We start from the raw sequence: 402 nt of genomic DNA on the forward strand, positions 1-402 counted from the left end.
CGGGGGCTACAACAAGAAGATGTACTCCTTCGGCTTCCCCGCCGCGGCGCCGTACGACGGCACCAAGCTCGTCTACTGCAGCGGCAACAGCAGCAAGGACTTCCTGCTCACCAAGGACCACGGGCTGGGCTGCAACATGACCGGTGGCTCCAGCGGAGGCCCCTGGTTCCAGGACTTCAACGAGGCGACCGGACTGGGCACCCAGGTCTCGGTGAACAGCTTCGGATACGTCTTCCTGCCGAACCGGATGTTCGGCCCGTACTTCGGCAATGAGGTCAAGGCGGCGTACGACCAGGCACAAACGGCCTGACCAGCCCCCGCACACCCCCACCGCCCGGTACTCTGTACCGGCCAGGTGGGGTGCCCGAGCGGCCTAAGGGAACGGTCTTGAAAACCGTCGTG

1 pseudogene is annotated in these 402 nt (G+C 64.9%); it reads left to right on the plus strand.

Features of this window, described 5'->3' with window-relative positions:
* A pseudogene (locus G3I78_RS49950) lies at positions 1–310 on the plus strand (peptidase); the annotation flags it as partial.
* Between the last annotated feature and the right edge of the window lie 92 nt (positions 311–402).

This window comes from Streptomyces sp. SID13726 (assembly GCF_010548375.1).
Classification (GTDB): domain Bacteria; phylum Actinomycetota; class Actinomycetes; order Streptomycetales; family Streptomycetaceae; genus Streptomyces.